General features: G+C 50.0%; 21 protein-coding genes and 1 tRNA gene. 11 read left to right on the forward strand and 11 right to left on the reverse strand.

The features are described from left to right. Window positions 1-528 precede the first annotated feature (528 nt). The 4 genes from efeU (at window position 529) to phoH (ending at window position 5148) form a co-directional block, all read left to right on the forward strand. On the forward strand, window positions 529-1362 hold the full coding sequence (gene efeU, locus OGW16_RS04710; RefSeq protein WP_043015860.1) for an iron uptake transporter permease EfeU: 834 nt from the start codon (window positions 529-531) through the stop codon (window positions 1360-1362). 58 nt (window positions 1363-1420) lie between these two features. After that, a complete protein-coding gene (efeO, locus tag OGW16_RS04715; RefSeq protein WP_286518018.1) occupies window positions 1421-2548 on the forward strand; it encodes an iron uptake system protein EfeO in 1128 nt (375 codons plus the stop codon). A 5-nt stretch (window positions 2549-2553) separates the two neighbouring features. Then, a complete protein-coding gene (gene efeB, locus OGW16_RS04720; RefSeq protein WP_087052679.1) occupies window positions 2554-3837 on the forward strand; it encodes an iron uptake transporter deferrochelatase/peroxidase subunit in 1284 nt (427 codons plus the stop codon). A 522-nt stretch (window positions 3838-4359) separates the two neighbouring features. Next, window positions 4360-5148 carry a phosphate starvation-inducible protein PhoH gene (gene phoH, locus OGW16_RS04725; protein WP_286518020.1) on the forward strand — a complete coding sequence of 263 codons (789 nt, stop codon included), beginning with the start codon at window positions 4360-4362 and terminating at the stop codon, window positions 5146-5148. A 175-nt stretch (window positions 5149-5323) separates the two neighbouring features. Here phoH and OGW16_RS04730 read toward each other — a convergent pair whose 3' ends face one another. The 6 genes from OGW16_RS04730 to OGW16_RS04755 are packed head-to-tail and all read right to left on the reverse strand — an operon-like array spanning window position 5324 to window position 11578. After that, window positions 5324-6541 (reverse strand): amino acid deaminase, encoded by a 1218-nt coding sequence (locus tag OGW16_RS04730; RefSeq protein WP_286518022.1) that lies wholly within the window; start codon window positions 6539-6541, stop codon window positions 5324-5326. Next, window positions 6538-8022, reverse strand: a complete 1485-nt coding sequence (locus OGW16_RS04735; protein WP_047412169.1) for a sodium:solute symporter family protein — start codon at window positions 8020-8022, stop codon at window positions 6538-6540. Before OGW16_RS04735 ends, OGW16_RS04730 begins: the two co-directional genes overlap by 4 nt. Window positions 8023-8058: 36 nt before the next feature. Next, window positions 8059-8451, reverse strand: a complete 393-nt coding sequence (locus tag OGW16_RS04740) for a RidA family protein (protein WP_043015865.1) — start codon at window positions 8449-8451, stop codon at window positions 8059-8061. 12 nt (window positions 8452-8463) lie between these two features. Then, window positions 8464-9903 carry an N-acyl-D-amino-acid deacylase family protein gene (locus OGW16_RS04745; RefSeq protein ID WP_043015866.1) on the reverse strand — a complete coding sequence of 480 codons (1440 nt, stop codon included), beginning with the start codon at window positions 9901-9903 and terminating at the stop codon, window positions 8464-8466. Continuing rightward, window positions 9900-10544 carry a 2-dehydro-3-deoxy-6-phosphogalactonate aldolase gene (locus OGW16_RS04750; RefSeq protein WP_087050878.1) on the reverse strand — a complete coding sequence of 215 codons (645 nt, stop codon included), beginning with the start codon at window positions 10542-10544 and terminating at the stop codon, window positions 9900-9902. The genes OGW16_RS04745 and OGW16_RS04750 overlap by 4 nt, the downstream gene beginning before the upstream one ends. Further along, entirely contained in the window at window positions 10541-11578 is a 1038-nt protein-coding gene (locus OGW16_RS04755; RefSeq protein WP_075144853.1) for a 2-dehydro-3-deoxygalactonokinase, read from the reverse strand. Before OGW16_RS04755 ends, OGW16_RS04750 begins: the two co-directional genes overlap by 4 nt. Window positions 11579-11827: 249 nt before the next feature. Between OGW16_RS04755 and OGW16_RS04760 the strand changes: the two genes are divergently transcribed. Next, window positions 11828-12598 (forward strand): IclR family transcriptional regulator, encoded by a 771-nt coding sequence (locus tag OGW16_RS04760; RefSeq protein WP_043015867.1) that lies wholly within the window; start codon window positions 11828-11830, stop codon window positions 12596-12598. Window positions 12599-12728: 130 nt separating this feature from the next. On the opposite strand, the gene OGW16_RS04765 is transcribed toward OGW16_RS04760, so the two are convergent. Continuing rightward, window positions 12729-12816, reverse strand: a tRNA-Ser gene (locus tag OGW16_RS04765). A 235-nt stretch (window positions 12817-13051) separates the two neighbouring features. On the opposite strand from OGW16_RS04765, the gene ghrA reads away from it, so the two are divergent. The 4 genes from ghrA (at window position 13052) to OGW16_RS04785 (ending at window position 16089) form a co-directional block, all read left to right on the forward strand. Further along, window positions 13052-13990, forward strand: coding sequence for a glyoxylate/hydroxypyruvate reductase GhrA (ghrA, locus tag OGW16_RS04770; RefSeq protein WP_047412167.1), 939 nt, complete (start codon window positions 13052-13054; stop codon window positions 13988-13990). A 200-nt stretch (window positions 13991-14190) separates the two neighbouring features. Then, entirely contained in the window at window positions 14191-14928 is a 738-nt protein-coding gene (locus tag OGW16_RS04775) for a phosphatase (RefSeq protein ID WP_043015869.1), read from the forward strand. A 23-nt stretch (window positions 14929-14951) separates the two neighbouring features. Continuing rightward, entirely contained in the window at window positions 14952-15506 is a 555-nt protein-coding gene (locus tag OGW16_RS04780) for a TorD/DmsD family molecular chaperone (RefSeq protein ID WP_043015870.1), read from the forward strand. Window positions 15507-15606: 100 nt separating this feature from the next. Next, on the forward strand, window positions 15607-16089 hold the full coding sequence (locus OGW16_RS04785; RefSeq protein WP_047412162.1) for a DUF1097 domain-containing protein: 483 nt from the start codon (window positions 15607-15609) through the stop codon (window positions 16087-16089). Window positions 16090-16134: 45 nt separating this feature from the next. On the opposite strand, the gene csgG is transcribed toward OGW16_RS04785, so the two are convergent. Genes csgG through csgD form a run of 4 tightly spaced genes read right to left on the reverse strand, consistent with a single transcriptional unit; the run spans window position 16135 to window position 18480 of the window. After that, window positions 16135-16968, reverse strand: coding sequence for a curli production assembly/transport protein CsgG (gene csgG, locus OGW16_RS04790; RefSeq protein WP_003036082.1), 834 nt, complete (start codon window positions 16966-16968; stop codon window positions 16135-16137). A 25-nt stretch (window positions 16969-16993) separates the two neighbouring features. Further along, complete coding sequence (csgF, locus tag OGW16_RS04795; protein ID WP_043015872.1) at window positions 16994-17407, reverse strand: curli production assembly/transport protein CsgF; 414 nt, start codon at window positions 17405-17407, stop codon at window positions 16994-16996. 25 nt (window positions 17408-17432) lie between these two features. Next, complete coding sequence (gene csgE, locus OGW16_RS04800) at window positions 17433-17825, reverse strand: curli production assembly/transport protein CsgE (protein ID WP_043015873.1); 393 nt, start codon at window positions 17823-17825, stop codon at window positions 17433-17435. Window positions 17826-17829: 4 nt separating this feature from the next. After that, on the reverse strand, window positions 17830-18480 hold the full coding sequence (gene csgD, locus OGW16_RS04805; protein WP_003036091.1) for a biofilm master transcriptional regulator CsgD: 651 nt from the start codon (window positions 18478-18480) through the stop codon (window positions 17830-17832). A 758-nt stretch (window positions 18481-19238) separates the two neighbouring features. Here csgD and csgB point away from each other — a divergent pair. Next, on the forward strand, window positions 19239-19694 hold the full coding sequence (gene csgB / locus OGW16_RS04810; protein WP_043015874.1) for a curli minor subunit CsgB: 456 nt from the start codon (window positions 19239-19241) through the stop codon (window positions 19692-19694). A 40-nt stretch (window positions 19695-19734) separates the two neighbouring features. Beyond that, window positions 19735-20184 carry a curli major subunit CsgA gene (csgA, locus tag OGW16_RS04815; protein ID WP_043015875.1) on the forward strand — a complete coding sequence of 150 codons (450 nt, stop codon included), beginning with the start codon at window positions 19735-19737 and terminating at the stop codon, window positions 20182-20184. Window positions 20185-20223: the final 39 nt, after the last annotated feature.

A 20223-nucleotide genomic window follows, 5' to 3' on the forward strand; every position in this document is an offset into this window, starting at 1 on the left:
TGGTCCGGCTGAAAATTGCCGACGTGTTTCCGTAAGGCCGGGAGAGCCAGCATGGATGCTGGCTCAGGGCGCGCTTTGCAGGGATGCTACCTCGCGCCCGGCCCGGTCGCCTGGAGGAATAAACGGAGGGGACCGCGGAGCGGCAATTTTCCCGCCGGGAGCCGGGATTGTAAAGGGCGTGGCGGAGAACGCCCTTTACACGTTCACAGGAATCGGTGCTTCAGAGAAACGATGTACATGAGGTGAACGGAATCCTTTCTCTGAAATAGCATGTTCATTACCTTCGCGAATACCGGTTGATGCTTTCTGATACACAGGCGTTAACTTAATGACATTGCCGCATGTGGGGGGTTTTATTACCTACGCTGCAAGCTCGCTATAACCGTTACCCGCCTAACTGTTTACATTAAGTCATCATTCTCAAAACATTCTGCTTGAGTTTTTCTTTACTGTAATGATAATCACTATCACTGTAATTTACTTTTCTTTTCATCAATTGACCGAGAATAACGTTTAAGGGTTCTTCGCATGTTTGTTCCATTTCTAATTATGTTGCGCGAAGGGTTAGAGGCCGCGCTGATTGTCAGCCTGATTGCCAGTTACCTGAAACGGACTCAGCGTGGTCGATGGATTGGTGTGATGTGGATTGGTGTTCTGCTGGCGGCGGCGTTATGCCTGGCGTTAGGAGTTTTCATCAACGAAACCACCGGTGAATTTCCGCAAAAAGAACAGGAGCTGTTTGAAGGCATCGTGGCGGTCATTGCCGTGGTGATCCTCACCTGGATGGTGTTCTGGATGCGTAAAGTTTCGCGCAACGTCAAAGTCCAGCTTGAACAGGCTGTCGATAACGCGTTGCAGCGTGGCAACCATCACGGCTGGGCGCTGGTGATGATGGTCTTTTTTGCCGTTGCCCGTGAAGGGCTGGAGTCGGTGTTCTTCCTGCTGGCCGCATTCCAGCAGGATGTAGGTATCTGGCCGCCGTTAGGCGCGATGCTGGGACTGGCTACCGCAGTGGTACTGGGATACCTGATTTACCTCGGCGGCATTCGCCTCAACCTCGGGGCATTCTTTAAATGGACCAGCCTGTTCATTTTGCTGGTGGCTGCCGGTCTTGCCGCTGGGGCGATCCGCGCTTTCCACGAAGCCGGTTTGTGGAATCATTTTCAGGATGTGGCATTTGACCTGAGCAGTGTGCTGTCGACGCATTCGCTGTTTGGCACATTGATGGAAGGCATTTTCGGCTATCAGGAAGCGCCAAGCGTGAGTGAAGTCGCTGTCTGGTTTATCTACCTGATTCCGGCGTTGATTATGTTTGCGCTACCGCCGCGTTCAGGCACTACGGCATCGCGTACCGCACCTTGATCAAAACGCGATGCAGAATATCTTTTAGTTACAACATACTTATTTATAGGGCCAGGTTATGACGTTTAATTTTCGCCGTAGTGCGCTGCAGTTGGGTATTGCCGCGCTGTTTGCCTCCGCTTTTACTGCACAAGCCGCCGATATTCCGCAGGTGAAGGTCACGGTTAACGACAAACAATGTGAGCCGATGACGATCACGGTTAATGCCGGGAAAACGCAGTTCATCATCCAGAACCACAGCCAGAAAGCGCTGGAGTGGGAAATTCTTAAAGGCGTTATGGTGGTTGAAGAACGCGAAAACATTGCGCCAGGCTTTAGCCAGAAAATGACGGCTAACCTGCAGCCGGGCGAATATGATATGACCTGCGGCCTGTTGACTAACCCGAAAGGCAAACTGATCGTAAAAGGCAGTGCAACGGCGGATGCCGCACAAAGCGATGCTCTGCTGAGTCTGAGCGGCGCGATTACCGAATACAAAACCTATGTGACAGCCGAAACCGCGCAATTGGTTGCGGGGACCAAAGCCTTCACCGATGCGATTAAAGCCGGCGATCTGGAAAAAGCGAAATCGCTGTACGCGCCAACCCGTCAGCATTATGAACGTATTGAACCGATTGCTGAACTGTTCTCCGATCTCGACGGCAGCATCGATGCGCGTGAAGATGATTATGAGCAAAAAGCCGCCGATCCCAAATTCACCGGCTTCCACCGCCTGGAGAAAGCGCTGTTTGGCGACAATACCACTCAAGGTATGGACAAGTATGCCGACCAATTAAACAGCGATGTTCTTGACCTGCAAACGCGTATTAGCGAGCTGGCTTTCCCACCGTCTAAAGTGGTTGGCGGGGCAGCAGGACTGATTGAAGAAGTCGCTGCCAGCAAAATCAGCGGGGAAGAAGATCGCTACAGCCATACCGACCTGTGGGATTTCCAGGCCAACGTTGATGGTGCGCAGAAAATTGTCGATCTCCTGCGTCCTCAGTTACAAAAATCCAATGCTGAGCTGTTGGCGAAGGTGGACGCGAACTTCAAAAAAGTCGATAACATTCTGAGCAAGTACCGTACCAAAGACGGCTTTGAAACCTATGACAAACTGACCGAAGCCGATCGAAATGCGCTGAAAGGGCCAATCACGACGCTGGCGGAAGACTTGTCGCAATTACGCGGTGTTTTGGGTCTGGATTAAGCACTATGCAGCAAGATAATGAAAACGGCGTGAGCGAACCGTCACGCCGACGTTTACTGAAAGGGATGGGCGCCCTGGGTGGCGCGCTTGCGCTTGCCGGGGGATGTCCGGTTGCCCACGCGCAAAAACCGCAAAGTGCACCGGGAACGCTGTCCCCTGATGCACGTAGCGAAGCGCAACCGCTTTATGGCCAGCATCAGGCGGGCATCCTGACGCCGCAGCAGGCATCGATGATGCTGGTGGCGTTTGATGTTCTCGCCAGCGATAAGGCCGATCTCGAACGTTTGTTTCGGTTGTTGACCAGCCGGTTTGCGTTTCTGACCACCGGCGGACCGGCTCCGGATACGCCGAATCCACGTCTTCCCCCTATGGATTCAGGTATCCTCGGCGCATACATTGCGCCAGACAACCTGACGATGACGTTGTCAGTCGGCTCCTCGCTGTTCGATGAACGCTATGGCCTGAAATCGCAGATGCCAAAAAAGCTGCAAAAAATGACCCGCTTCCCGAATGATTCACTGGACGCGGCGCTGTGCCATGGCGATATGCTGCTGCAGATTTGTGCCAACACGCAAGACACTGTCATCCACGCGCTGCGCGATATCATTAAACATACGCCCGATCTCCTCAGCGTGCGCTGGAAACGTGAAGGGTTTATTTCCGATCATGCCGCGCGTAGCAAAGGTAAAGAGACCCCGGTTAATTTGCTTGGCTTTAAAGACGGCACCGCGAATCCGGACGCTACGGATGCGAAGTTGATGCAAGACGTGGTGTGGGTTACGGATGGGCAGGGCGAACCTGCCTGGGCGCAAGGCGGAAGCTATCAGGCCGTCAGGCTCATTCAGTTCCGCGTTGAGTTCTGGGATCGTACGCCGCTGAAAGAGCAGCAAACGATTTTTGGTCGCGATAAACACACCGGCGCGCCGCTGGGTATGCAGCATGAGCACGATGTACCTGACTATGCCAGCGATCCCGAGGGTGAGGTGATTGCGCTCGACAGCCATATTCGCCTGGCGAATCCGCGCACGAAAGAGACCGACTCCAGCCTGATGATGCGCCGTGGCTACAGCTATTCGCTCGGTGTGACCAATTCCGGTCAACTGGATATGGGACTGTTGTTTGTCTGCTATCAACACGATCTGGAAAAAGGCTTTTTGACGGTGCAGAAACGCCTGAACGGCGAAGCGCTGGAAGAGTATGTCAAACCGATTGGTGGGGGATACTTCTTTGCTTTGCCGGGTGTCAAAACTGCAGATCGCTATCTGGGACAGTCTTTGCTCGAAGCCTGATAATTATGCCCCGTTGTACAGCGGGGCTTTTCCTGACATCTTGATGAATCAACAAATTATTTTTTATGATCGGTATGGAACTGAAATAATTCTGTCATCTCTGGGCAAGAAACTGTCTCTGGTGATAAGATAGAATTTAAGTTAACAACAAGTAAAAATATTGTTGCATTAACGAAAGGTTATGATGTAATTATAAGTAATAGCGGTAGTTCCCGGCGGTGATAGTCGTTCACTATGGAGATCGCGAATGGAAAAGTCCTGTATTGGACACGTTTTTCACAGTAGTCGCAGTACTTTACGCGGACGTTTCTCTTCCGGTAGCCTCCTCGTCACCGCTAAATCTCTCTCTCATTCACTTCTTATCCTTGTTACTGACGCCCTGTATGGTGCGCGTAGCTGTGCGTGGCGTCTTATCCGAAAGCAAGCAATGGCTTACAAGGAAGCCAACCCTCAGATGTTCGTGCGCATAATCGTGCCGCCAACGGCGCGTGTGATGTATACCTACAACTCAAGGTGCTATCCATGGGAAGACAAAAAGCAGTGATCAAAGCTCGTCGTGAAGCAAAACGTGTGCTGAGGCGGGATTCGCGTAGCCATAAGCAACGTGAAGATGAATCGGTCACCTCGCTTGTGCAGATGGGCGGCGTAGAAGCGATTGGTATGGCGCGTGACAGTCGCGACGCCACGCCAATCACGGCGCGAAATGAAGCTCAGGCGCACTACCTGAATGCTATTGAGAATAAACAGCTGATCTTCGCCACTGGTGAAGCCGGGTGTGGTAAAACCTGGATCAGCGCGGCAAAAGCAGCAGAGGCTCTGATCCACAAAGACGTGGACAGGATCATTGTAACCCGTCCAGTTCTGCAAGCTGATGAAGACCTTGGCTTCTTACCTGGGGATGTTTCCGAGAAGTTTGCTCCCTATTTTCGTCCAGTGTATGACGTGCTGGTGAAACGTCTGGGAGCCTCCTTCATGCAATATTGCCTGCGACCTGAGATTGGTAAGGTGGAAATCGCGCCGTTCGCCTATATGCGTGGACGTACATTTGAAAATGCAGTGGTTATTCTTGACGAGGCTCAGAACGTCACTGCTGCGCAAATGAAGATGTTTTTAACCCGCCTCGGGGAGAATGTGACGGTGATTGTGAATGGGGATGTGACCCAGTGCGATCTACCAGCCCACGTTCGCTCAGGGCTTAGCGATGCGCTGGCCCGTTTCGAAGAAGATGATATGGTTGGGATTGTTCGTTTCAATAAAGACGATTGCGTCCGCTCTGCGCTCTGTCAGCGGACGCTTAACGCTTACAGCTGATAAGTACTCCGTCTTCAAGGCCCGGGAAACCGGGCTTTGTTGTTTGACGTCAGCACATTACTTTTTTTGGCTGCTCCAGTCGTTGGCACAGGCCTGGTAAAACAACTACTGTTTAGGCCGAATAAGGCTCTTGCCATTCGCTACTTGCGCTCTTTATTACCAGAATTGAGAGTATTTAAAATGCTGTGCGCAGTTCCTCCAACACATTGTATTCCTCATCAACTAAATACAGGGCTTTCCATTTATCAAAGGTCAGGCAGGGGTGGGACGTGCCAAAAACAATAATGTCACCAACCTGGATGTTGCAGCCTGGCGCCAGAGATAGCATACAGTGTTGATCCATTATTCCTGTACTGGTGATTGCACCGGATTGAAATGGCAGCGCTTTGCCATTGCGATACAGGGCTACCGGTTGGGGTAATCCTGCATCAAAAGCTGCATCACGTTTGCCAAAATTGACCACGGCAAGTGAAGGTTCCGGTACCGACTGCACCATAGCCATCAGTTCCAGGGCGGGGGCTAAATCGCCGCCCAGATGGTTGGCAATGCTGTCGCGCGCCATTAATTCCTTTTGCGCCTGCTGGTAAATACCATTGTCATGCGTAATGTAACAACCCGGACGAATAACTATCCGGCAATGGGAGGGGGTCTTTGCTGCCAGCCAGATGTTACATACCACGTCATACCAGACGGTACCTGCGCCAGTGAGCACAAACTCGCCGTCGACATATTTTTCCATCTGACACGCCAGCAGCGCGGCGTCGCAAAGCAGCGTTTCAATTTGCGGCTGGGGATCGTGGCCGTGCAGCACGCCTTCATATAGTTCCAGTCCACGCAGGCGCAAACCTGACATCTGTGAAATTTCGGCGGTAAGCGCGAGCGCTTCTGCGGTCGTGCGGCATCCGCTGCGCCCGCCAGAAACGCCCAACTCGACCAACACATCCAGCGTTTGCTGACGCTCGTTAAAGAATCTGGCCAGCGTTCTGGCATTGTCCAGGCTGTCAACCAGACAGAGATAATCAGCGTCCGGATATGTGTTTTTTAACTGTGAGACCAACAGCATGTTGGCTTTGCCCACCAGTTGGTTGGCCATCAGCACCCGCTGGATACCACATGCCATGGCTGCCTGCGCCTGCCAGGCGCTCCCTACGCCAATTGCCCATGCGCCCGCTTGCTGCTGCTGACGGAATATCCATGGAGTCATGGACGTTTTCCCGTGGGGAGCCAACGATACGCCTCGGGTATCTGCGTAACGCTGCATCCACAAAATATTGTTCTCCAGCGCCTGGGCCTTTATCACCGCGGCGGGCAAACAAACATCCTCATTCAGCACGCAGGCCCGGGCGGAAGAGGGGGTCAGCATAATGGCTGATTTATGTGCGGCAACTGTCATTCTGCGCTCCTTACGGGCGTTGCGTTCGAACGTGGCGTATGGCTGGTGTTTTCACGTTCATCAGTGATCATTTTTAGCACCTCTTCACGGGAGAGCTTATTCTGCGGCGTCAGCAACGTTACCACCACGGCGGCAACCAGGCTGACAGACAGCGCAGGAATCACCGGATTACCTAATGCTTTTGACCATACCGGTGAAAGGATCACCGCCAGCGAGGTCAGGCTTCCTCCCAGCAACGCGGCAATGCAGCCCTGCCAGTTAAAACGCAGCCAGAATTTGCCCAGTAATACGGTGACGCACATACCGGACATGATCATCGAGATCATTTTGGTGATGTAGCCAATGATATCGTTCGAGGTCAGGGCAAAAACCAGTGCCAGCGCGATGACGCACAGCAGGAAAATGCGTGACAGGTTAATTGCTTTTTCCGGCGGCGGCATTTTGCCTGTCACCATGGTGTATATATCACGCAGAATAATGGAAACCCCGGCGATGGCATCCGAGCTGCCGGATGACAGGTTAGCGGACATCCCTGCTATTAACACCACCATGGCCAGAACATACGGGAGCGAGTTTGTCGCGTAGAGGAATGCAAAACTCGGATTTTCAAGACCAGGATCCATCACATGGGTAGCCATACCGATAATCGCGGGAAGGAAAGAGAATCCCATGTAAAGCAGACCCGTTATCACAAACGATTGACGAATCGCGCGGGTCGAGGCCGCAGAGTATATGCGCTGGCGGTATGATGGCGTTGCCAGCACGCCAATGCCAATAACGATCGACAGCGAAATGGCGGGGAGAAGTCCCAGTTTGCCGATCCCAAACAGCGTGAATGCCTGTGGATCGGTCTTTGCGACCACGACATCCCAACCGCCGACGTAGCTGACGGACATTGCTGCTAACATGATAAACCCAAGGAACAGAACAATGGATTGCAGCGTGTCGATCCACGAGACGGCTTTGTATCCGCCAATTCCGACGTAGAAAATAAAACCCACGGCGATAATAATTTTTGCTGTGGTGATATCGATGTTCGCTGCCCATGCTAAATACAGGCCGCCGCCGAGGATATGCGCGCCCAACCAGCCAATCGATGCGAGAAAAATCAACAGTGCCACCAGATTTTTGACGATTCGGCTACCACCTGTGTAATAGCAGATCTCCTCGCTCATGGTCATGAAGCGCATTTTGCGAACGGGCGCAAATAGCCAGGCTGTCAGCAGGATCCCCGTCGCGCCGCCAATACCGTACAACATTCCCGCCCAGCCGTTACTGTAGCCAAAGCTGACAGCGCCGATGCTGGAACCTGTGCCAACCATTGTACCGACGGTCGAACCCAGGGTTAACAGCATGGGTAACTTTCGCCCGCCGAGAATAAAATCCTCCCCGGTTTTTTGATGGCGAGTCACGTACCAGCCAACAAACATCATGGCGAAGGCGTAGATCAAAAACCACATCAGGAAATTTTCGTGTAGCATAATAGATCCTTGTTACTGAAGAGTGATCGTCAACAGTCAGCTTTTGAATTTTGAGTTGAAGCAGGTGATGTCTACTTCGACCATACAGTCGACGACCAGGTCGGCAACGCAGCACACGCGAGCCGGTGGATGTTCGGCAAAGAAGCTTTTAAAGACCTTGTTGAACGACTGGAAGTAACGGGCATCGGTAAGAAACACCTTCATATGCACGATATCTTCTTTGCCGAACCCGGCTTCAGTCATGATGTCGAGGCAGTTCTGAATGGCCTGCGTTGACTGCGCAACGATGCCGCCATCGATGATTTCACCATCGACCATTGGCGTTTGGCCTGAGACATACAACCAGCCGTCGGCAGCAACCGCTCTGGAAAAGGGTAATGCTTGTCCGCCAGTCCCTTCAGAGCCTTCAGTTCCGTATCGTTTAATCATTTTTATCTCCCGTTATTGTTCTTTTCTGCTTAAGAATTTGCCTGCGCGCAGGCCTGTCATTTGCTTATGGCTCCAGGTAAGGACGCCGTTAACGAACACGTGTTCAATCCCGTCGGCTGTCTGCTTAGGGTTCTGGAAGGTGCCGGTTTCGTTGATTTTCTGCGGATCAAAAATGACAAGGTCAGCGAAATTACCTTCCCGGACCAGTCCACGTCCTGTCAGGCCAAAACGCCAGGCGGACATGCCTGTCATCTTGTGAATGGCCGTGGTGAGTGGAAAGAGCTTCTCGTCGCGACTGTAGTGGCCGAGAACGCGTGGAAAGGTTCCCCATAAACGTGGATGTGGGTTGGGGTCGCACGGCAGACCGTCTGAGCCCACCATTGATGAGGGGTGTTGTAAAACCCGGCGAACATCGTCCTCGTGCATCTGAAAATAGATTGCGCCAGCAGGCTGCAACCGGGCGGCTGCGTGGTGAATATCTGTCTCCCACTGTTGCGCTATCTGTTGCAGTGTTTTACCGGACATCTCCGGATACGGTGTGGACCACGTGATCAGGATGTCGTAGTCCTCAGTGACTTGTTTCAGGTCGAGGTTGGAAGAGCCAGCTCGGTAAGGATAGACATCGCAGTTGATCTCCTGGCGTTGCTGATATTTCTCGATCAACGCAAGCGTTTCAGTGGTTCGTCCCCAGTTATTGGCACCTGCGCATTTATGATGGGAGATCTGAACGGGAACCTGGCCATGACGACCGACCTGGAATGCTTCCAGCATGGCATCGATAATACCGTCGTATTCTGTGCGCATATGGGTGGTATAAAGGCCCTGATGTTCAGCGAGTAGTTCGGCGAGCGCGCAGATCTCTTCTGTAGAAGCATTAACGGCATTGCCATACGAAAGACCTGTACTCAAACCCAAGGCACCCTGCTGCAGGGCCTGATTAAGCGTCTCGCGCATACTGTTGATATTGTTTTCGTTGGCGGGTTCAAGCAGTGATTCCACGCAGTTATTGCGCAGCGTGGTATGACCAATCAGCGTGGCAACATTCACTGAAGGAGTTACAGCATTGATGCGCTCACGATAACGGGCAACGTCCGGGTAGTGAAACTCGTCCAGTTCACCCAGCAAATTGATTGGGTCCGGCACCTCATCTTTTAGGGTTGCGCAGGCGGCGCTGATACCGCAATTTCCGACAATAATGCTGGTGACGCCCTGGGACGTCTTCTCGATATAGTCTGGTTTTCTGATGACAACCAGATCGTCATGGGTATGGACATCAATGAACCCTGGGGACAGCACTAACCCGCGACAATCAATAATATTCTCTGCAGCGGTGGTGATGGATGGCGCGATAAGGACAATCCGATCCCCTTCAACCGCGACATCAGCCTGGTATTCCGTATTTCCTGAACCATCAACGACGGTGGCGTTTTTGAACAACCAGTTAATCTTCATATGTGCTCCATAGTTCGGGAGGATTGGGTAATAAAATGCTGATAGGCGGCGATAAAAGCCTGCGCCTGTTGCTGGGTGCGAGTGGGGGATTGTCCGGCACGGTAGAGATCGCTGCCGAGCCCGGCTCCAGCACAGCCTGCGTCAAGATAGAGTTGAATGTTGTCTGGCGTGATCCCGCCAACCGCATACAGCGCGGTATGTGAGGGCAGGACAGATTTCAGTGCCCGTACATAATCCGGTCCAAACTGGCTGGTGGGGAAAAGCTTGATTTGCTGAGCGCCGGCATCAATGGCACTGAATGCTTCCGTTGGCGTCGCGCAGCCCGGCAGAACCTGCATCCGATGTTCCAGTGCCCGGCGAATCACATCGGGTCTGGTATTCGGGGTGACAATCAGCTGGCAACCTAATTGCGCCAGGCGGTCCACATTTTCTACGTTGAGGACAGTACCCGCCCCGATTGTGGCCTGCTCGCTATATGTATGAACGGCCTGCGCGATGCTGACTTCCCATTGTGGAGAATTCAGCGGAATTTCAATCGCGCGGAAACCAGCCGCAATCAGTAAAGGAATATGGGTATCAATTTCTTCAGGCCGTATGCCGCGCAAAATAGCGACAAGGGGGGCGATGTTATGGTTATTCATGTTGGAATTCCCTGATGTAGGACACTGGAAAATGGCGGCTGGCTAACGGTGTGGCGGCAGAGAATTGTTTCCATAAGGGCGAGGGCGCCAACGCCAGATAGAGGGCGCTGAGGATCGTCGTCTGCCTGTACAATGCTGCCGGTAAAAAAAGAATCGGTAGAAATCAGCGATGCCAGCGCTTCTTTAAGCACCTGTTTACCGCTGATGATGATGTTTGTTTCAGGTGAGAGATTCAGGGCCATACTCTGCTTTATCGCCTGCAGGTCAGAGTAAAGTGTTGCCCCCAATAAATAACTGGCTCTCTGGTTATGCGTGGACTGAGTAAACAGATCGAGCAGTCGCACGGTGAAGCAACTGCGCGCCAGCCCTACCCGGCGGCAGGATGCAGCCCCTTTTAGCAGGTAGTCGTTGTCCAGTTTGGTGACAAACTGGCCGTCGAGTGAATTCGCCAAAATGGTCTGATGAGTGAGGACATCCAAAAGCTCTCCTGCCATTGTGGTAACGCAACTGACGATCTGCTTTTTTTCATCCGTCAGAATAAACTTGGAGTGGGAACCGGGAAGCACGATCAGTGCCGGCCCTTTGACGTTGTGTTGCATCAGCAGACCAAATGTTTCAACTTCTTCGCCACGCATAACGTCCATGGCATCAATGTTTTCGACATCTACCGTAGCCACCGCATTTTTAACGCCAGGAATAAACCAGATGGGGTGTGCTGAAACTTCTGGGATTGTATGCGCAACGGTTCCCTCAACCAGGTCGTTGAATGAGACCGGTACGCTGAGGTGCGGGACGCAATAGAGTCCAACGTCTGACGTGATCATCCCTGACGCCACAATTTCATAAGGTTCGCTGATACCTGCCAAAGCGCAATCCAGGGCTTTTTTTACACCGTTAATCAGCTTGTTTTGATTTCCGGTTATCGCCGTATCACGCACTCCGACGGACTCACTGGTATCTGAAATTACCCGGCTATCCTTCCAGACACGGACTCGTGTGTTGGTCGTACCGGCGTCGATAGTGACAATAAGCATGCCGTTTCCCCTGCGTGAATTTTGTTTGGAATGACGTTCCGTTTATTTGAGGTTATTGATCAATTAACGGAATGTCATTCCGTATTTTTTGATTTGGTGATAGGATTCACAGAATACGAGGACGGTTAACTGCGTCGTAGATCGCAAATTACATGGTTATAAAAGAGGTAACTGTCTAAAAATGAATGTGTTTTGCGGGTTATGGCATTACAGTTACAATAACGGAACTTTTTTATTGGGGATGAATGAATGTCAAACGGTGAAAATGCAAATTCCTCCGGTGTTGACAAGGTTCTGACGATCCTGGAAGAGATTAGCGAGCATTCCGACGGTATATCTCTGGCGGAGTTAGTCAAACGAACCGGGATCGCAAAGACCACAGTATTTCGTACGCTGGAGACGCTCAAGGAACGACAGTACGTTATGCAGGATAACGGAACTGAGCGTTATCATTTGGATCTGAAAAGTCTTGAGTTGGGAATCAAAGGATTGATGAACGTGAATCTGGTAGAGGTATCTATTCCTTACCTGAAAACGCTCTCAGCAAAAACCGCAGAAACCTGTTTTCTGGGGGTCTATAACAGCGGTCATGTTGTGTATTTGTATAAGAGTGAGGGAACGCTTTCTATACAGACTAATGCCCGTCTTGGTGCCAGATTGCCTGCATACTGTACAGGGATTGGCAAAGCGTTATTGGCTTTTCAGCCGTTGGAAGAGATTGATCGGGTGCTGAGTGAGCCGCTTATCCCATTTACTGAGAAGACGGTTGTTGATCGTGTTTCGTTGTATGAAACTCTGGCCGATATTCGGTTGAAGGGGTTCTCGCTGGATAATGAGGAAAATGAAGAAGGGTTAACGTGTGTCGCCCGGCCTGTGTTTAATTATACCGGTACCGTCATTGGCGCACTCAGCGTGGCAGGCCCCACGCACCGAATGCAGCGTAAAATTGATGATGTTAATGATGAACTGGAGCTGGTCTGTTCACTCATTTCTCGACGGTTGGGTTTTATTAACCGCTAACACAACACGCTTTTATGTAAAAGCCTGCTGTTATGTAACATACAGGCCGGATAAGGCGCTAATGCCGCATCCGGCAAATGAAATACGCGAAAAAAAAGCCCGTACTTGCGTACGAGCTCTTCTTTAAATATGGCGGTGAGGCGGGGATTCGAACCCCGGATACGTTGCCGTATACACACTTTCCAGGCGTGCTCCTTCAGCCACTCGGACACCTCACCATATTGTTGTTCCTGTGCTACCGGAACGGGCGCTAATTTAGGGAAATACCGCTCCGGCGTCAATCAACTTTTTGAAAAAAACGTGCATTTACACAAACTTCAATCAATATGCAGCTTAAATAAGCGGGAATTGTTTTTTTTGCCAGCATCCTAAAATTTGTTACTCTGATGTTCCCTCGGAAAATGATGATAATAAGTGCGAGAAAGTTCCGCATAACAATGTTCAGGAGACTCTATGGATATAATTTTCTATCACCCAACATTCGATACGAGCTGGTGGCTTAATGCGCTGACAAAGGCCATACCTGGCGCGAACGTCCGTGAGTGGAAAACGGGTGATAATGCGCATGCTGACTACGCGCTGGTCTGGCATCCTCCGGTTGAAATGCTCGCCGGACGAAAATTAAAAGCCGTATTCGCGCTGGGGGCGGGCGTTGATTCTATTCTTAGTAAACTGAACGCTCATCCGGAAATGTTGGATGCTTCGATCCCACTTTTCCGTCTGGAAGATACGGGTATGGGCCTGCAAATGCAGGAATATGCGGTCAGTCAGGTACTGCACTGGTTTCGCCGCTTTGATGATTATCAGGCATTAAAAAACCAGGCGAAATGGCAGCCGTTGCCAGAATATTCCCGCAATGAGTTTAGCGTCGGGATCATGGGGGCAGGGGTATTGGGCGCAAAAGTTGCAGAAAGTCTGCAAGCATGGGGGTTCCCGCTACGCTGCTGGAGCCGCACGCGTAAATCCTGGTCTGGTGTGGAAAGCTTTGCCGGTACCGAGGAACTGGGCGCGTTTTTGAGCCAAACTCGGGTGCTTATCAACCTCCTGCCCAATACAGCAGAAACCGTAGGCATTATTAACGCGAGTTTACTCAACCAATTGCAGGACGGAGCCTATGTGCTGAACCTGGCGCGTGGTGTTCATCTCAATGAAGACGATCTTCTGGCATCACTGGACAGCGGCAAAGTGAAAGGCGCTATGCTGGATGTCTACAGCCGCGAACCGCTGCCGGAAACCAGCCCGCTATGGAAACACCCGCGTGTGGCAATGACGCCGCATATTGCCGCGGTAACGCGCCCGGCAGAGGCGGTGGACTATATCTCCCGTACGATTATGGGCCTGGAAAGTGGCAAATCCGTCACCGGTCAGGTCGATCGCGTGCGGGGATACTGATGGTAACCCGGCAAGTGCCGGGTTTCAGCTAAACTACCCGTCATACTTCAAGCTGCATGTGCGTTGGCGCCCGCATCACTTACTGCAGTAAGTGATGCGGGTGTCACTCCCTTGCCGCCTGCCTGCAACTCGCATTATTTAGGGTATTAATGCCGGCGATACCTGCTATCCTTGACGGAAAATGACTACAGGAGAGAGTTATGTATCCCGTTGACCTGCATATGCATACCGTCGCCAGCACCCACGCCTACAGCACCTTAAGCGATTACATCGCTGAAGCCCGTCGCAAAGGTATCAAGCTGTTTGCCATTACCGATCATGGACCGGACATGGCGGATGCGCCTCATCACTGGCATTTTATTAATATGCGCATTTGGCCTCGTATTGTGGACGGCGTAGGGATCCTGCGCGGCATTGAGGCGAATATTAAGAATATTGAAGGCGAAATTGACTGCTCAGGTCCTATGTTTACCTCCCTGGATCTGATCATTGCGGGCTTCCATGAGCCGGTTTTTGCACCTCACGATAAAGACACTAATACCCAGGCGATGATCGCCACGATGGCCAGTGGTCATGTGCACATCATCAGCCATCCGGGAAATCCAAAGTATCCCGTTGATATCACGGCGATTGCGCAGGCGGCGGCAAAATATCAGGTCGCGTTGGAAATCAATAACTCCTCGTTTTTGCATTCACGTAAAGGCAGTGAAGACAATTGCCGCGCGGTCGCTGCGGCTGTGCGTGATGCCGGGGGCTGGGTGGCGTTAGGATCGGATTCACATACCGCTTTCACATTGGGAGAATTTGGCGAATGCCGTAAAATTCTCGATGATGTGAATTTCCCGGAAGACAGAATTTTAAACGTCACACCCAAACGCCTGCTGGCGTTTCTGGAATCGCGAGGCATGGAGCCGATCGCGGAATTTGCTGAACTGTAATTGTTACTAACTGGAATAAATGAATGAACGAGTTTTCTATCCTGTGTCGTGTACTGGGCTCGCTGTTTTACCGCCAGCCTCAGGATCCTTTACTGGTTCCCCTGTTTACCCTGATTAGCGAAGGTAAACTCTCCGCCAACTGGCCGCTGGAACAGGACGAACTACTTACTCGCCTGCAGAAAAACTGCGATATGCCTCAGTTGGCTGCGGATTACAACGCGCTTTTTGTCGGCGACGAGTGTGCGGTGCCGCCTTATCGTAGCGCCTGGGTAGAAGGGGCGAAAGAATCCGATGTTCGTGCATTTCTTTCTGCCCGCGGCATGCCGCTGGCAGATACGCCTGCAGATCATATTGGTACGCTGTTGCTGGCGGCTTCATGGCTTGAAGACCAGTCTGCGGAAGATGAAAGTGAAGCACTAGAAACCTTGTTTGTGGAGTACCTGTTGCCCTGGTGTGGTTCGTTCCTTGGCAAAGTTGAAGCGCACGCAAACACGCCATTCTGGCGTACCATGGCACCGTTAACGCGTGATGCTATTGGCGCGATGTGGGATGAATTGCAGGAAGATACGGAAGAATAAATGTGATGTAAGTCACTTTAAACTGCAACGCAATTCATCACTTGCATAAATTGTGTGCACGATCTCATTCCTATGCCGTTTTTCTGCTAAGATACGCGGCATGAACATACTTCTCTCAATTGCAATCACAACGGGCATTCTCTCTGGGATCTGGGGATGGGTGGCCGTTTCTCTTGGCTTACTCAGTTGGGCTGGCTTTCTGGGCTGCACGGCCTATTTCGCCTGTCCGCAGGGTGGGCTGAAAGGGCTGTGGATCTCGGCGTGTACGCTGCTAAGCGGTGTGGTGTGGGCGTTGGTGATTATTAACGGTAGCGCGCTTGCCCCACATATGGACGTTATTGGTTATGTCATAACGGGAATCGTCGCGTTTCTGATGTGTATCCAGGCAAAGCAATGGTTGCTTTCATTTGTGCCAGGCACGTTTATTGGCGCATGTGCAACGTTTGCAGGGCAGGGGGACTGGCAGTTGGTCGTGCCGTCTCTGGCGCTAGGTCTGGTATTCGGCTATGCGATGAAAAACAGCGGGCTGTGGCTGGCGTCTCGCCGTGAAAATCGACTATCGTCTACGCTGACCAGTAAATAAAAAAGCGTGAGGGGTTCCTCACGCTTTTTATGCCAGAGAGAGCACTCAGGATTCCGGAGGTACCGACATATGGCGGTATTTAACCAGAATGTCATTATCAACCTGTTTCTTGTCCTGCAAATCCCACAATCCGCGATCAATCCCATCATTAATCAGGAAGATAACACCGGTTTCGATTGCTGACATCAGACACAGCATGACCGGTTCGTTAGAGGTGTAACCAATTTCACCTTCCAACAGTCGCTGGTAGTCAATGAAACGGAATACCCCAGCCTGTACTTCATAAGATAAAATAGTTTTGCTGGTATTCACCGATGAGAGAATTTCGCCGGTGCTGACGTTAACCACGCGCAGGTTCACCGCTATCTGGTCGAGCTGGTATTGCGTATCGGCGCCAATACCGAAATAGCGCGCACCAACACCTCCCGATTTAACGTTGCTTTCATAACCAATAATTGACCCCTCTACCATGACGTTTGCTGCGGTCAAAGATTGCAAAGGGATGCGGTTATTAATGGCAACAGTGCCGTTTTCCTGAGCCGCACGAATGATTTTTCGTTCGTTAAGCAGGTTCTGTAACCCCTGACGTTCCAGTGGGACGAACCAACGAGAATCCTTCAACGCGGTGACTAGCATAGCCGTTGCGCTTTGCGGGACGGCGGTTGAGAAGTTACTCGCAGGGTAAGGTTTAAACTGACCCGTTTCATCCTGGATATTGTAAACCGACACAAAGATCTTACCTGTAGGCATGGGCAGATGCGTCAAGTCTTTATAGCTTTGGGCTCGGGGCATTAATGTCGGCTTAGCGGCTTCTTGCGGCGGGGCTGTTAGACATCCGCTGAGTAAAATTACTGCCACCATGATAAGTAAGCGCTGCATGATTTTTTCCTTTCGTGGCTATAATTTAGAAATCGGTCGACTGATTTTGTAAACCCGACACTTCGATAGTCGACGTTCTCCCCGTTTTCCTGTCCGTGACATTAAGTTGCAGTTGCCCATCCCGGTTGGCGATATCAATGATAAAATCATTGGTTACCATCCTCCCCGGCTTACCGGTATTGATATTGGTGAGTAAGCCACCGAGTATTTGCGACTGTATCGCCTGGGTAAAGTTATCCAGCGCAGATGGCGTTTCAATCCCGAAATCATCGCCACTCGGATCTTTATACGAGTTTTGTGCCTGGGCGCTGTTGAGTAAAAAAGAACCGTTGTTTGGGTTGCCACCAAAGTTAGGGTTGCGGAACTGGAACGTCATATTTCCGGCCCAACTTAATGGTGAAATCAGCATGAGCAAAACCACTGCATGTTTGACACGCATGAAAGCCTCCGGACAAAATCATGTTTTAGAATTCATCGCGCGCTAAATCGCTCGTGCTTAATAGTGTTTGATCTATTTGCCGACGATTTAATGCTTCCTCAGTTTCTGCCAATGCAAAGACCACAATTTTGTCGAAGTCTCTTTTCGTCGGGAATAAAAAAGTCTGGAAGATAACGTCCTGATTGACCGTTATGGTGATCCAACTTCCCCAACGTGCACTGGGTCTTTCATTAATGGTTAAGTTTCCTGTGTACTCGCTTTCCCACTTGTCACTAAAGGCCCGGTAGAAATCATGGCCAATGGAAGAGACCGTGTGGTCAGTTAACAGTCCGGGAACCTCCACCTCTACAGCCGCGTGTAGATTCCCGGCAGCAAAGAGCAAATTTGCTGCCACAATCCAGGTCAAATAGCGTTTCATGGCTTTATCGCCTGAGGTTATCATTGGCCCACGAGACCGCCTGCGTACGATTTTTGACAGCTATCTTTTTGAAAAGATTATAAAGATGTGTTTTCACCGTATTTTCACTAATAAATAGTGAACGTGCGATTTCAATATTTGAGGCACCGATACGCAGTTTATTAAGGATCTCTTTTTCACGGTGAGTAAGTAATGCCGACTCCGTGCTGTTATAGCGGTAGTTCCCGGAATGCGTGATTAGGTAGCTGGCTAGCTTTTGCGAGAAGTAGCATTCGCCACGCAAGACCCCTTGCAATCCGCTGACTACACGCTGTTCATCTTCAGTTGCGTAGAATACGCCATTGATGTGCGGCCAGTTTTCAATATCCCGGTAAGGATAATCATCTGGGGTATTCAACAATAAAGTCTTTATATTGTTGTTTTTTCTGCTCAAATTATCTTGCCAGTAATGGATCAGTTTTTTATCTGCCTCCATCATATCCAGTAAAACAATGCAGCTGGAGGAAATATCATCCAGAGAACGTTGAATATTATGTAGTTTTCCGGTTAACGCCAGCGACTGCTTTAAATGCTGTAATAACGCAGTTGCCTGCAGGGATGGTTTAGTGATCAACAATAATGTATGACCATGAATACTATGGACTTCATTAAACATGATGAAACTCCACTTTTTAGTCGCACACCTGACAGCTGTCTCTACTAAAATAGAGGCACCAGAAGTACTGACAGATGTTGCACTGCTGTGTAGAAATAAAATATCGACCCAATGGGGTGAAAATATTAAAGCAAATGGACTTCAACTGATTTCAATCTAGCTATTACAAATCTTAAAGCAAGTGTTAAACATGTAACTGGATGTAAATTTATATATTAAATTGTGATTTTTGGGTTTTTGTGTAGTTTAGATTTGATAGTAAAGTTGTACATTTTAGCGTTATTGCATAGATTTAAAAAATCATACAAATTATAATATGTTGTTGATTTTTAATGGTTAAAACTATAATTAGATGGTTTTAGATTTCTAATGAATTCTGATCTTTTTGTCTCACTTTAAGTTGAACAATTTTAGATAGAAAAAAATGATGCTTGTCACGACTTGTACCGAGCACTATCCCGGAACCATCTGCAAGGCCCAGAAAACGCGGGAGAGGCGTTTTTTTGTTACTGCATAGAAATTCAATCTTCAGGTTACAGAAGAAATAAAAAACAGCGCAGTAACGGTGTTCTCTGCTGTTAATTAGTACTTTGGTGTGAATCTGGATATAAAAATACAACTGGCGGGTGAGTTATTTAAAATGTTTCAACGGACATACTCTTCATCGTAACGTGGCGTTAACAAATGTAAGTCACGTTAACAACAATTTGAGTGGTAAATAATTTAACCTTATGTACGACCAGGTCCAGGGTGACAACATGAAAAACAAGTTGTTATTTATGATGTTTACAATGCTGGGTGTGCCTGGGATTGCATCCGCAACAAGTTATGACTTGGCTAATTCAGAATATAACTTTGCGGTAAATGAATTAAGTAAGTCTTCATTTAATCAGGCAGCCATTATTGGTCAGGTTGGCACTGCGAACAGTGCAAATATTCGCCAGGGGGGCTCGAAGTTATTGTCGGTTATTTCGCAAGAAGGTTCTGGTAACCGAGCGAAAACAGACCAGACGGGATCATATAACTTTGCATATATTGATCAAACGGGTAGTTCCAATGATGCGAGTATTAAACAAGGGTCATACGGTAATACGGCGGTGATTATCCAGAAAGGCTCTGGTAATAAAGCCAATATTACTCAGTACGGTACACAAAAAACAGCAGTTGTGGTGCAGAGACAGTCGCAAATGGCAATTCGCGTTACTCAACGCTAATCCATTAACGACGTTTAAATCAATCCGATGGGGGTTTACCATGAAACTTTTAAAAGTGGCAGCATTCGCAGCAATCGTAGTTTCTGGCAGTGCTCTGGCTGGTGTTGTTCCGCAATGGGGCGGCAATCATCATGGTGGCGGTAGTAACTATGGCCCGGACTCTTCAATGAGTATCTACCAATATGGGACTGGCAACGTAGCGAATGCTCTGCAAAGTGATGCACGTAAATCAGATGTCACCATCACACAAAACGGGCGTGGCAACGGGGCTGTAGTGGGTCAGGGCGCTGATGACAGTACCATTAACCTGAAACAGACTGGCTTCCAGAACAGCGCTACTATTGATCAGTGGAATGCTAAAAATGCTGATATTAGTGTAACCCAGTTCGGTGGCCGTAACGGTGCGCTGGTTAATCAGACTGCGTCTGACTCCAACGTTCTGATCCGCCAGGTTGGATTTGGCAACAACGCCACAGCTAACCAACACTAATTCAGTTTTATGACTGATAATAAACAGGGCGTGAGCCCT

This window comes from Citrobacter sp. Ce104, assembly GCF_030334595.1.
Lineage (GTDB): Bacteria > Pseudomonadota > Gammaproteobacteria > Enterobacterales > Enterobacteriaceae > Citrobacter > Citrobacter europaeus.